This window comes from Devosia honganensis (genome assembly GCF_042648785.1).
In the GTDB taxonomy this organism is placed as follows: Bacteria; Pseudomonadota; Alphaproteobacteria; order Rhizobiales; family Devosiaceae; genus Devosia; species Devosia honganensis.
On sequence record NZ_JBHRYD010000001.1, the window covers coordinates 1,257,378 to 1,269,925 of the forward strand.

Annotated in this window: 11 protein-coding genes; 4 read left to right on the plus strand and 7 right to left on the minus strand. The window is 59.6% G+C overall.

Annotation, left to right across the window (positions count from 1 at the left end):
- Window positions 1-50: 50 nt before the first annotated feature.
- The 4 genes from ACFOOL_RS06025 to ACFOOL_RS06040 are packed head-to-tail and all read right to left on the minus strand — an operon-like array spanning window position 51 to window position 2,292.
- Complete coding sequence (locus ACFOOL_RS06025; RefSeq protein ID WP_197644516.1) at window positions 51-488, minus strand: hypothetical protein; 438 nt, start codon at window positions 486-488, stop codon at window positions 51-53.
- Window positions 488-1,429, minus strand: a complete 942-nt coding sequence (locus ACFOOL_RS06030; RefSeq protein ID WP_197644520.1) for a phage tail tube protein — start codon at window positions 1,427-1,429, stop codon at window positions 488-490. The genes ACFOOL_RS06025 and ACFOOL_RS06030 overlap by 1 nt, the downstream gene beginning before the upstream one ends.
- A 24-nt stretch (window positions 1,430-1,453) precedes the next feature.
- Window positions 1,454-1,870 carry an acyl-CoA transferase gene (locus ACFOOL_RS06035; RefSeq protein WP_197644523.1) on the minus strand — a complete coding sequence of 139 codons (417 nt, stop codon included), beginning with the start codon at window positions 1,868-1,870 and terminating at the stop codon, window positions 1,454-1,456.
- Window positions 1,867-2,292: a MerR family transcriptional regulator gene (locus ACFOOL_RS06040; RefSeq protein WP_165054027.1), complete on the minus strand. Its 426-nt coding sequence runs from the start codon at window positions 2,290-2,292 to the stop codon at window positions 1,867-1,869. The genes ACFOOL_RS06035 and ACFOOL_RS06040 overlap by 4 nt, the downstream gene beginning before the upstream one ends.
- A gap of 231 nt (window positions 2,293-2,523) precedes the next feature.
- Here ACFOOL_RS06040 and merA point away from each other — a divergent pair, with 231 nt between their 5' ends.
- Entirely contained in the window at window positions 2,524-3,945 is a 1,422-nt protein-coding gene (gene merA / locus ACFOOL_RS06045) for a mercury(II) reductase (RefSeq protein ID WP_165054030.1), read from the plus strand.
- Between the two features lie 17 nt (window positions 3,946-3,962).
- Window positions 3,963-4,922, plus strand: coding sequence for a hypothetical protein (locus ACFOOL_RS06050; protein ID WP_380095780.1), 960 nt, complete (start codon window positions 3,963-3,965; stop codon window positions 4,920-4,922).
- A 582-nt stretch (window positions 4,923-5,504) separates the two neighbouring features.
- Here the strand turns inward: ACFOOL_RS06050 and ACFOOL_RS06055 are convergent.
- The 3 genes from ACFOOL_RS06055 to ACFOOL_RS06065 form a co-directional block, all read right to left on the minus strand.
- Entirely contained in the window at window positions 5,505-6,176 is a 672-nt protein-coding gene (locus ACFOOL_RS06055) for an HNH endonuclease (protein ID WP_380095782.1), read from the minus strand.
- The gene (locus ACFOOL_RS06060) at window positions 6,173-7,414 is read right to left on the minus strand and encodes an AAA family ATPase (protein WP_380095784.1); all 1,242 of its coding nucleotides are present in this window, start codon (window positions 7,412-7,414) and stop codon (window positions 6,173-6,175) included. The genes ACFOOL_RS06055 and ACFOOL_RS06060 overlap by 4 nt, the downstream gene beginning before the upstream one ends.
- 152 nt (window positions 7,415-7,566) lie before the next feature.
- Window positions 7,567-10,098 (minus strand): DEAD/DEAH box helicase, encoded by a 2,532-nt coding sequence (locus tag ACFOOL_RS06065; RefSeq protein ID WP_380095786.1) that lies wholly within the window; start codon window positions 10,096-10,098, stop codon window positions 7,567-7,569.
- A gap of 347 nt (window positions 10,099-10,445) precedes the next feature.
- Between ACFOOL_RS06065 and ACFOOL_RS06070 the strand changes: the two genes are divergently transcribed.
- Both ACFOOL_RS06070 and ACFOOL_RS06075 read left to right on the plus strand, forming a co-directional pair.
- A complete protein-coding gene (locus ACFOOL_RS06070; RefSeq protein ID WP_380095788.1) occupies window positions 10,446-10,676 on the plus strand; it encodes a hypothetical protein in 231 nt (76 codons plus the stop codon).
- A 12-nt stretch (window positions 10,677-10,688) separates the two neighbouring features.
- The gene (locus ACFOOL_RS06075) at window positions 10,689-12,521 is read left to right on the plus strand and encodes an ATP-binding protein (RefSeq protein ID WP_380095790.1); all 1,833 of its coding nucleotides are present in this window, start codon (window positions 10,689-10,691) and stop codon (window positions 12,519-12,521) included.
- The last annotated feature ends 27 nt before the right edge of the window (window positions 12,522-12,548 follow it).

The following is a 12,548-nucleotide window of genomic DNA, read 5'->3' on the forward strand; positions in this document are numbered from 1 at the left end:
ACGGCCGACCAGGTCCCAGACCTGCCAACCCTCCGGCGTTTCCGGACGGTTCAGCCGCGTCGGGCAGTCCGGGCAGGTTTGCGCGCAGGCTTCGCAGTAGCGCTCGCCCCCGCCGAAGGACCATTCGGCGAGGGCGCGGAGGCGTTTTTTTCCTGCTCCAGAAGCAGGCCCTTCGAGACGTAGGTCAGCTGGAACGCCTCGAAGATCGGCCAGATGTCGAGCAGCGCGTCGATGGCCTCCGGGCTCGGGTCGATAGGCTTGCTGTCGGCGTTGCCGATGCCCTCCCAGGCGAGCACCGCCCGCCGCGCCAGCGCCTTGGCGAAGGCGACGGCGCGTTCCTCGTCGGAGGCATTGTCCGGCATGGCCTCGACGGCCGGATCGCTCCGGGTCGCGACCATCAGGGCGGTGGTCAGCGGGCGCAGCTGCACCCGCACGCCCGGGGCAAGGTCGTGCCAGCGGGGCGCGTTGGTCAGGTCGAGCGTGAGCATCAGTACACCTCAATGTCATTGATCAGGGTTGCGGTGCACATCCGGCCAACGACGCTGTCGCGCGCCGCCTGCCAGTCGAAGGTGGCCTGAACGCCCTGCGGCCCCGAGATCTCGATGCGCGGGCGCGGCAGGTAGACGGCGTGCACGGTGAAGGTGAAACTCTCTCCGGAGGGTAGCGAATAACCGAACTCGAGTTCGCAGGCCTCGCCGTTGATGGCCTGCGTCACCAGCGTGCTGTCGGCGAAGCGCACCTCAATGGAGCCGGTCAGTGCCGCGATGGACGGGTCCGCGCCGTCGATGCGACCGTCGTTCCGGATGGTCTCGATCCGGTCGAGGTTGTTCGCGTAGGTGATGTCGGCCGAGACCACATTGCCAAGCGGGGAGCCATTCCGGGTCATCGCGCCGTTGAAATGCCCAAAGCGTTTCAGTTCGAGCGCGGCAGGAGTTCCCGCGCTGGTGGTCGTGCCCACCGTCTCGCCCTGCGCGACCAGCCGCGCCGTCGCGGTCAGCAACCCCGAGCGCTGCATCTGCCAGGTGATCTGGTCGAGGACGCAGCCCGAATACATCGCGTAGCGCGGCACCTCGGGCATGCCCGTCTCGATCGACATCGAGGGCAGCGTCCAGGACCCCGACTGGAACTCGTGGCTGTATGGGGCTTCCGCGCCGGTGGTCGTCGGCGTGCCGAAGGCCGCCTTCAGCCAGAAGCCGAAGGCCTCTGCGTCGAGCGGCAACACGACATCGCCGTCGGCCGTCACCGCGTCCTTGATCGGCGCCAGCGGATCGCGTCCGTAGCCGAGCAGTTCCGAGTTCAGCAGCGGCTGCTCCGCGCCGAGCGAGGTGCTGGCGAAGGGCATGCGGGTGAAGCCGCTGGCGGGCGGCGTTCCATAGGTGGTCTCGAACGCAAGCGCCATCAGCGCCCGCGCCCCCTGGGCTCGTGCCATGTTCGTCTCCTATGATCGGTTGGGTCAGGCCAGCTGGTCGGCCGTGGAATAATGCAGCACCACCGGGATGACGGCAGCCTTCAGGCTGGCCGCGCCCTCGACCGGCAGATCGACCGGGCGCGGCGCTTCCGCCTCGACCCAGTCGCAGAGGCCGCCGAGTGTGCGGTCGATCGAGAGCGCAGCCCCGATGCTGGCGATCAGCGTGTCGAAGTCAGCGTCACGGTCGGTGCCCTGCACGACCGCCTCGATCTCGGCGCGGTGCTGATAGTGGTAGGCGAGCGGCGACAGCGTCACTTCGGGCTCTCCCGGCTCGCCATCGCGCAGGATCAGCAAGCCATTGGTCGGTACGCGCTCGGGCAGGACGTCGCCGCGCAGGGCGGTGGCAGGCAGCGCCGAGAGCCGCGTGTGCAGCGCGGCGAGGATGGTTTCGCGAGGGGTCATGGATTGGCGGACCTGGAAATTGCGTCGAGCACCGGACAGTCCGGAACCTCGGCGCCCGAACACTTGGATGCGGTCTCGGTGAGGACGATTTCGATGCGCCTGAGATCCGCGATCCTCGCGCGGACATCGGCAAGGTGGCGCTCGGTCCGCTCCTTGACCTCTGCGCAAGTTGGCGCGGCACCGTCTTCGAGCCCCATGAATCCGCGGATGTCCTCCATCGAGAACCCGAGTTCGCGCGCGCGCAGGATGAAGCGCAGGCGCGTGGCATGCACAGAGGAGTAGATGCGGTAGCCTGCGCCCGTCCTGGGCGGGTCGGGCAGCAGGCCAGTCTTCTCGTAATAGCGAATCGTCTCGATGTTGCAGTCGGTCGTCCGAGCTAGGTCTCCGCGTGTAAGGCCGCTCTCGCTCTCGTGATCGGTCATCGGCCAGTTTCCCCTTGAGCCTGTAGTTGCTACAGACCTTACACCTCTCATCAATAGCAGACGAGAGGTACGCGACGGGGAGCTTGCAGACGACCGAACGGACAGCCCGACCGCGGATCGCCCGGCCCGAAAGGGATGGCTCGCAGCGGGTGCCTGTTGGGCGCCTTTTACAGGTCTAGGCTGTCTGACGGCGGCAGCGGCGACTGAACACTCGAACGGACGGATGACCCCATGAAAGACGACTGCGCCCCGAAAGACGATTTCGACCTTGCCGTGATCGGTGCCGGCTCGGCCGGGTTCTCGGCCGCGATCACCGCCGCCGAAGGAGGCAAGCGGATTGCCCTGATCGGTCATGGCACCATCGGCGGGACCTGCGTGAACGTGGGCTGCGTGCCGTCCAAGACGATGATCCGTGCCGCCGAGGCTGTCCACGGCGCGCAGTCGGCGCATCGGTTCCCGGGCCTCAGGGGCGAGGCGCAGGTCGCCGACTGGGCGGCGCTGGTCGCGGCCAAGGACGATCTCGTCTCGACGCTGCGCCAGAAGAAATATGCCGACCTGCTGCCGGGCTACGATGGCGTGACTTATCTCGACGAGGGTCCGGCACGTCTGGTCGAAGGCGGCGTCGAAATCGGCGGGCGCAAGATCACAGCCCCCAAGGTCATCGTCGCCACCGGCGGGCGGCCCGCCGTGCCCGACATCCCCGGTATCCTGGACGTCCCGACGCTCGACAGCACGTCGCTCCTGGAGCTGGAGCGGCTGCCCGAGAGCCTGATTCTCCTCGGCGGCGGCTATATCGGCGTGGAACTCGCGCAAATGATGGCGCGGATGAGCACACGCGTCACCATCGTCTGCCGCTCGCGCCTGCTGCCGCGGGCAGAGCCGGAGGTCTCTAGGGCACTCGCCGAGGTCTTGCGTGCCGAAGGTCTCACGATCCTCGACGGCGTGACCTATGACGCCGCGCGGCGCGACGGCGACCGCGCCGTTCTGACGGTAACGGTTGACGGCAACGTACGCGATCTGACCGCGGATCACCTTGTCCTGACCACCGGGCGCGCGCCCAACACCGAAGGGCTGGGTCTGGCCGAAATGGGCATCGAGACCGATCGACGCGGCGCGATCAAGGTTGGCGACGACATGGCCACGACACGCCCCGGCATCTATGCGGCGGGCGATGTGACGGACCGGGACCAGTTCGTCTACATGGCCGCCTATGGCGCCAAGCTCGCGTCCCGCAACGCCGTGCTGGGCGGGGCCGAGCGCTACGACAACGCCGCGATGCCCTGGGTGGTGTTCACCGATCCGCAGGTCGCCGGCGTCGGCCTGACCGAGGCGCAGGCGCGCGCGGCGGGTCATGACGTCAAGACCAGCGTGCTGACCCTCGACAACGTACCCCGCGCGCTCGCCGCCCGCGACACGCGCGGCCTGATCAAGCTGGTCGCGGACCGGGCGACCGACCGCCTGCTGGGCGGCGTGATCATGGCGCCGGAGGGCGCCGACAGTGTCCAGACGCTTGTCCTGGCGTTGAAGTTCGGCATGACGACAAAGGCGCTCGGCGAGACGATCTTCCCCTATCTCACCACGGTCGAGGGCCTGAAGCTCGCCGCGCAGACCTTCGACAAGGATGTCGCGAAGCTGTCGTGCTGCGCGGGGTGACCCGAGCCGTCGGTTTCGTGGCTGCCGAGCAAGATTGCGCATCGATGCGATCACAACCTACCCTCCACCCAGTTCGCCACGATCAGCCCCGGCACGCCAAGGTCACGCTCGACCCGATGAAGATCCCTCAAGTTGTCGAGCTGACCCCATTGACGACGCCGGACGGTAGCCTCGCCGCGTTCGGCCCAGGCGAGCGACCGATCCTGTCTCTCAAGGATTGGCGCTCCCGCTTCCGAGACCAGCAAGTTGCATTCAGGTTGGCACGGGAAATATGCGATCGATGGCAAGCCGACAACGGTGCCGAGGCCGTGCCTGTCCACCAGCTGTTTCCGAAGGTCGCCTTTGCAGCCAAGCGCTTTCTTGCAGAGAAACTGGACCGCAAAGGGGACAGCCGCCCCTGTGATGTACTGCTTGTCGGAGAGTATATGCAGGCGGCCATCGGGTCTCTTTTGGAGGCCATCAAGATGGGCTCCGCGACCGACCAAGGTGAGGTCGCGATTATCCCCCAGGGAGCGGCAGGCAGGGGAAGTACGATTTACGTCGACTTCCACACTACGAAGCCGATCTATCCAGTCACCCGCTGCCATTTGAATGCGATGGTGGCTGACACGAAAAAGTGGGAGCAGAGCGCAGCGTTCCTGCTGGATAGCCATAGCGGTGTGAAGCGGTGGGTAAAGAACGACAGGTTGGGTTTCACGATTCCCTATCGTCAGCGTGGCCTGCTTGCTCGCTACTTCCCAGACTTCATCGTCGTCACGGACCGCGACGAGAATGTCATCGTGGAGATCAAAGGACAAGTTACGGACGACGCCGATGCCAAGGCGAAGGCCGCAGAGCGATGGGTGGAAGCGGTCAATCGCCTCGGCGGGCACGGCGTCTGGAGGTACCTTCTGGTTGAAGATCCAGGGAGGCTTGGGATTCAGTTGAACGAGTTCACCAGCAGCAAGTGGGACGAAGGGCCGTTTCAGCTCACATAAGGGCAATGCCACAGGAGTGATGGGCACCGAAGAAGCCGAAGAATGAGCGCGACAACTTCTAGGCTCGCACATCCGTTGGACCGCAGTCGCATCTCGAAACGCGACCGCTGTCGAAGTGTTCAGCGGGTCACGGAAGTATGCGTTCGATTTCAGCCTCTTACAGAAATTCACCGAAACTGGCGCAGTTCACAGCTCCGGAGAATATCGGCCCGGAGAGACCGCTTGCGGGCGACCTGGCACCAAGGCCAGTGCTCAGCCCCACCTGCATAACCCTCGAAAACAACGAGAAAATCCGGCCGCAGCCGGATGTGGAGAACGATTTCGCGAGGGCAAGTGGCGGGCCGAAGCCGACGAAACGGAGAACTACAGCTACGCTATAGCCCTATTAAATTGAGGCGGGGAAGGCAGTCATTGGTGGAAAGTGGCCGGTCTGCCTCTGGGTGACGAGGCGGAGAAATTGGCAATTCAGCTGGCACCCTGCTACGATAGAAGCGCGGCCCCATACCGTTCATAGAAGCGTAGTGACGTATCACGCTCTTGGACCGAAGAATTGAAAGCGTGCCCCTGAAAATTCGCGCGAAGTCACGCGGCGAGAATTGCCGGATCAAGTGCTCTCTCCATGCTTGCGACGAGGCATTTGGTCATTGCGGTGTATGGGGCTCTCGGGCTCGCTTCACGTTGGAGCAGATCTTGATAAAGCGCCCGTCTTACGGGCAGCGGAAGAGTGACATCCAGAATCTGAGCGTAGATCGCCATCACCTTTTCCAACTGGTCGTTGCGCATCTCCACGAGTTCTGCGCGGTGCAGTTCCAAAAGAATTCTTGTGGAGGTACCCTCCAAGGTTCCGCGCGCAAACACTAAGCCACCTACGAAAATTAGATGCCCTTCCGGATCCGTCTGATACGGGTCGATGATATGTTCGAGAAGCGGGTCTTTGTTGCTCTTGTGCTGATTGCATACCTCACAAGCGAGTGTCAGGTTTCCCCATTCAAATGTCTTCGTTGGATCAAGGGACTTTGGATACATGTGTTCTACGTCACCGTGGTGAATGTGCTGTAGCTTGCTTTCGCAGTACGCGCATTTGCCGGCAGTCTCCTCGACGAGCACGTCCTTGATATCGGGATGCCGATAGCGGCCGAGTTCGGTCGGAGTCGGAACCAAGCCGGCATTTTTCTTATCCACGACAGCTTTAGTCCAAGCCGCCGCGTTGTCTTCAAGGCGTTTCGGTATCGGACGCTTCTCAAGCTTTATCATCGGCGTTGCGACATCCGGCCCAGGGCGTCTGAGTAATAATCGCCTAACCCATTTTGCTCCAATCGGGCGCGGAGTTGGCTGATTGTCTGTGCGTCCAGAGCCATGATGTCGAAGTCCTGAACGATAGATTCTATCTGGCTTTCTGCCCAAAGCGGTAATGTAACTGGTACACCGAGGACGCTCCGAAGTATCTCGCTTGCTGTTCCGGCCTTGTTAACGTTGTCTAGCTTCTCTGAGTAGACTGAACGGCTGGGCGCCCCCATCTGCTCGCTATCCGCATAGCGAAGTACGTACACCGAGGAATCTCTAACCGACGACACCACGAAAGGACTGTGTGTAGCCACGACCAATTGGGCCTTAGGAAACGCGTCTAGTAGGTTCCCGATGATGACCCGCTGCATTGAAGGGTGCAGATGATTTTCAGGCTCGTCGATCACGCCAACAAAGGATGACTTTCCTCTGGAGAATAGGAACATCTGCCATGCCATGTCGATGAGCGCCATCAGCCCGCCGGATGAAGCGTCAAGAACGAACTCTCCCGTCTTTGTAACGATCACGATATCTGGAATTCGGATGCTAATGTCCGTAAATCCAATCGTATCCGGCAGCACTTTGGTGAGCATAGCCTTAAAGTCGTCGTAGGTTTTTTCTAGTTCGGAATTCCTCTGAACGTTTCTGTTTCCAGGACCGAATGTAGCCATCGATATGATTGCCTCTTTGATCCTGTATATCGGGCTGTATTGAGTATAGGCATTGTTGTACTTGTTCATCACCTCCTGGCTATAGGCTTGGTACGCCTGTTCGACACCGATCGCATTTGTCGGGATGGAGGCGATGGCCTGATAGTTGCTCACCGGACGGTGTGAGTTGATGAAAAGTCCTTCAACGTGCTGTTGGTTCTGGATTCCGACGGTGTAACTTATCTGTCCGGATTCGGGAACGACTAGGGGGGATGTGACATTGTTGGAATATGTAATGCTACCAAGAACATTATGGTTTTCCGGCTGTGTTTTTCCTCGACCGAATAATCCGGTGAGATAGCTAAGCACTCCATTCTTAGCGATGGTGGGAGTGGCAATTAGGTTGTAGCTGTAGCCAAAATGCTGCGAAAGAATTCTGAGCAACGTGCTCTTGCCTGCACCATTTGCGCCCGCAAGGATGGTAAGACGCGGGTGAAAGTCGATGTTTATGGAGTTGAATTGCCTCCATCCAGAAACTTTCAGGTTCTTGAAATCCATGCCGTTGCTCTCCCCCTAACCGAACCATACCTTGTACCCATTGAGTTGCAACGCCACGGAGGTGATGCATATCCGAGTAGGAAAGAGGCTTACTGAAATTCGGCACGCGCTGTTGTCTTTTGGCGATTGCCCTTAAAGAGAGTCCAATCGCACTATTTGCCCTTCAGCTTGCTTTTGCCGAACGGCTTCATGAAGCGATCCCGGATCATAGCTGGCTTCAGTCCGGCCTTCGTCAAAGCGGCCTCACATTGTTCCCTTAGTGCGGCCGCATCCCCGCTTGCGCCTACGAGTTCGACCAGCACACCTCGGAGTGCACCCACGACTTTGGTGACATCGTCTAGGCGGAAAGCAAAACTCCCAACCGGGGTCGCCTTTTCATCCGCCACTGCCTCTGGGAGCGCAGATACCCGTATCGAATCGCGGCCCGGATACGCCTGCTTGAACCAGTGCTCAGCCTCCAGTAGTTGAGCGTGATCCTTCTTATAGAGCGGGTTTCCGTCGACTTTCTCGCTCTTGGCCTCGATTACGAAGTCAAACTCTGCATCGGTGCGCCACAGAACGTCCGGCCCAACCTTGTGCACCTTCTCCGGCCGCTCTGCGTCAAAGCCGAGGTAGGCTCCGAGGTTGGCCAAGGCTTCCTCGTACCGGGATGGGGAAGCCTCCGGCACGAGGTCGCTCATGATCTCGTCGAAGTCCGCTAGCATAGCCGCTCGCTGGTCGTATTCTCTCAGACGCTTGACAATCGTGCCCGACTGTTTGCCCGGCGTCGGCCGCGCCACGTACATCGGTCGCTTTCGCGGCGGGCTGTGATTGTTGTTAACGGAAAAGGCTGTGGTCTGTAGCTTCTGACCTTTCGGCTCGTCTTCCATTTGGTAGGCGATCCGTGCTCCCAAGGCCGCAAGCCAAGCTCGCCGCTGGGGATCATCCGACAGCGTCACGTCGTCTATCAAGGTTTCTAGCGCCGAGAGCGCCTTCTCATACTGCCCAAGACGCTGAAGCTTGAAGACTCTGCGCTCGACAGAAGCCACTTTCAACGCCACCGTGTCGACCGGGGCGGCGTGAGCGGCCTCGGCGAGTTCGGAGGCGTGATAGGCGACCCAGTCGGGATCACGCTTCAGGCATTTGAGAATCGTCTCACGGACTTCCTGTGGTTTTGTCACCGCCTCGCTCACCTCTTGGCCCATCTTAAGTTGGACCCGCGTGCTGGCAGTGAGGAAGTCGAGATTCTTTTTCCGTCCGATCCAACCAACCAACTTCGTTCCCACCAGCATGATGACGCAGTAATCCGCGCCGCCACGGGTTCCACGGCCAATGCCCTGCTCGATGCGCTGGGCGAGCAGCGAGTTCACTGCGGCATCCGCTACAACGTTCATGCGGAAGACGTCGTAATTGGTGGTGCCTTGGGGTAGATTGTCCATCACCAGAAAGCGGCAAGCGTTCCCTGCCAAGTCGATGCCATCGTAGCGGTTGGCAAGCACCACAGGGCCATAAGAGTCACCTGCCTGCATTTCCGCGACTTGGGCCGATACCGCCTTGGTTGTTTCTGGGTAATCGGCGATGTCGGTCCACTCTTTAGCTGCCGCACCCGATGCCGAAAGGATCGCGACGCCCCGTTTTCTCTCAGCCAGTTTTGTAGCGATGTCCTTCACCATAGGAAGTATCGCCGTTCCACCCAGCTTCATAAGCCCCGGAACAAGGATCATCCGCTCCCCGACGCCAGCTAGAGACGTCGAGGTTACGGGCATAGCCACGGCTTCCTGGGCTGCTCCGAAAGTCCGGACAATCTCACTGTCGTCGGCAATCGTCGCCGACATATAAATGCGACGGCCGCATTCCTCGAAAGTCGGCAAGAGATCGACTGGCGGGAAGATCGGCGTGATGCTGACCGCCGACTTGCTGAAGAGACAGTGACAGACGCCCAGATTGTCTCGAAGGAATGGCCACACGAACGGATCGATGTCGTCGACCTCACCCGATAGGTACTGCTGAATCTCATCAAGTTTCCGATGCCAAGCCCAGCTTGGAACCTCAATGACGCCGAACTCCTTGCCGCTGATGATGTCGCCGAAGGAACCGCCACGACCAACATCCTTGAACGCGGGGCGGAAGCGGTCAGCAAGTTCGGTATATACGTCTTTATGGTCTTTAACAGAGATGTTCAGGGTGAAGGCTTCGCGGACTGACGATAGCGCCACGTGCGCGTCATCGAGCACGATGGCACCGACCTTAATTACTTCTTGCCCTGATCCGCGAACGCCGAACTTGCTCCTCCCATTGAAGAGCGTTTCGTAGGCGCCGACCAGCACACTCTTACCGTCTTGGAACTCTGCCGAAAGTGGTTGTCCCTTGATGTACGGGACCGCCGCAATGCCGTACTCTTTGCTCTTCGCGATTACTTGCTCAACAAGTTGATTGGTCGGCGCGAGATACAGCACAGGCTCACCGGTCTCGTTCATCACTGACTGAGCCATCAGCAGAGCAACAAGTGTTTTGCCACCACCGGTGTGCAATTTAACTACTACATCTTTGTCGGTGCGCCGTGCATACCAAGCATCTAGAACCTCAGCTTGGCTGGCATACAAATCGTTGATGCCTGGCGGCTTCGGCAGCCCATTGAATATATCACGCGGGTTCGTAGGCTTTGGCTTTGCCTTAGATTCCCGTAGTTTCTTGAAATCCACCATATGGTCACACCTGTCTGGCTCGCCTATCTATAGATAGAGAAGTGTTGGCCTGTCTGTAACCAGACAATCACCTTAGGACATGCACTTCAACAATAGCTCTCAGTGCCAAACCCAAATTTTCACCCGAAACGGCTTGAGAAACGCGGGGTGTGGCCCCCGGCGCGAAAGCGCCAGGGTCTTTTAGCGGCATTCCAATGCCACGTCATCGGAAAAGGCTGCACCCCCGGCGTCGGGTTCGTCGTCGTAAAGCGTCACATATTTGCAAGATATTTTCAGAATATGTTGACTCTAACGCTGACAGGCGCCACCAATCTCGCATGGATTCAACATATTTAGGCGAAGGGCGTATGGCTGCGGATGAGAAGAAGCACGCAAAGTTCCGCGAGCTGGCCGAAAAGCGGACTAACAAGGCGCTTGAGGCCGTGCGACTTATAGGCAACCTCTCAAATCGTCAGACTTACGTTTACGAGGAAGCGGAAGTCCGAAAGGTCATGAAAGCGCTGCGAGACGCTGTGTCGGAGGTCGAAGCGCGCTTTGGTAAGTCCACGGGCCGAGGCGGCGGCGAGTTCAAACTTTAAGCGGGGGGCGTTGTGAGCCACATCAAGCAAATTACGCCGATAACAATCCGCGACATTGACTTCACCGTCTCGCGTCAAATCGAGCAATGCCCGAAGACGATGATGTTGCGGGAACTGATGATGAACGCCGTAGAGGCCGCTGCAAAAGCGCCTATCGGTCGGCGCGTCGTGGAGATCAAAGGCAAGTCTGTTCCAGAATGCGGTGAAACTCGAAAGCTGGCGATCTGGAATACAGGCCCAGGCTTGAGCAGCACTGAGCTTGACCACATCTGTGACCTTGCGGCTTCACTTGGCAAGGACATGGCGCTGGAGGGGAACTTCGGCATGGGTGCGAAAGTGGCTTCTCTCCCGTCGAACACCCTTGGGATGCGCTACCGCTCCTGTCGTGATGGTGTGGTCAGTCAGGTGATCCTCGGGAAGCGCGAGGGCATCTACGGAAAGGTATGGATTCCAGTCGAGGACTCCTTCGAGGAAGTCGTTGACGTCACCGAACAGGTTCTCGACGAGGGTGAGTATCAGCTGGAAGAGGATTGGACCGAGGTTGTTCTGTTCGGCAACCACCCGGATCAGGACACGGTAGCTGACCCCTACAGTGGCGACCCGAAGCAGGACCGACAGTGGATTACGACATACCTATATCATCGGTTCTACGACCTTCCGGCCGGTGTCGAGGTATATCTGCACGAGGGCACGCATCCGCGCGACGGTCGGCGGCAGTTCAAACCGATTCCAGAACGTGCTGATGCGTTCGGCCGCGTTGAGGTGGTTGAGGTCGGTGAGGGAGTCCGTCTTCACTATCTCTATGACCCAGCATATCAGGACGGCGGCCATAACAAGTCGATATCTGGCTCGCTGACATCTTCAGTGAGTACCGCCGCTATCGTGTTCCGGGGTGAGATGTATGACGTTCGTAAGGGGCGGAAGTGGGCCGCCGATGCCCCGGCCTTCGGCATCCCCTTCGGCGCTCGCCATATTTCCATCCACGTCGAACTGCCTGACAACTTCCCTGTTCGGCATGAGCCGTATCGCCGCTTCGTTCAACTTGTAGGCAGCGACCAGCGCCAAGTCATGGTCGAGGATTTCGCCGAGCTTGCATTCCGCAATCGGCCGGAATGGCTCATTGAGATAGTCAACTCGCTCGCGCCAAAGTCGTCCGCCTCGACCGATGATCTCCGAAAGGAGCTACAGGACCTGCTCAACGAGCTGCGGGTCAAGACTAAGAGCCCGCGCGAGATGGAGGATGGCTTACATCTTGTCGATGAAGGCGGCGCAAGGGGCGCTAGATCTGAGCACAGCGAAGGCACGGCCGGCGACAGCAATAAAACACCAATCAGCCCGACCGATCTTATTTTCAATCCTGCTGGGGCGAAGCGAGCCAATATTTCCAAGAACTTGGAGCAAGCCCCTGAGATCATACCCTTGAGAGACGAAGATGAGGTCGCTGAAAAGGGAATCACCGGCAAGGCTGCCCGCTATGTTCGGGAAACGAACCAACTGTTTGTGAATCTTACTTATTCGGCCGTCAGTGCGGCACAGGATCACCTTGGAGTGCGCTACGCGACCTATGAAGACCCAGAGATCGTTCGCGAGTTGGCGAGGCAGTGGTCAGAGCGGCTGGTGATGGGCCGTGTGGGTTACGCCGTCGTCTACGCTCAGGCGAAGCAACTCATTCGCGAGTGGACCTCTGACGATGTGAAGAAGGCACTTGAACCGGAGAGCCTAAGCTTAGCCGCAGATGGTTGGCGCGATGCAGTCAGTACCGCTTATCGAAGCATAAGTCGCCGCCTTGGAGCCGCGAAAGCTCAAGATGAGGGCGACGGCGAGGTAGAGGTTGCCTTAGCGTAGACGGCAAATAGTAAGAATATACAAGCC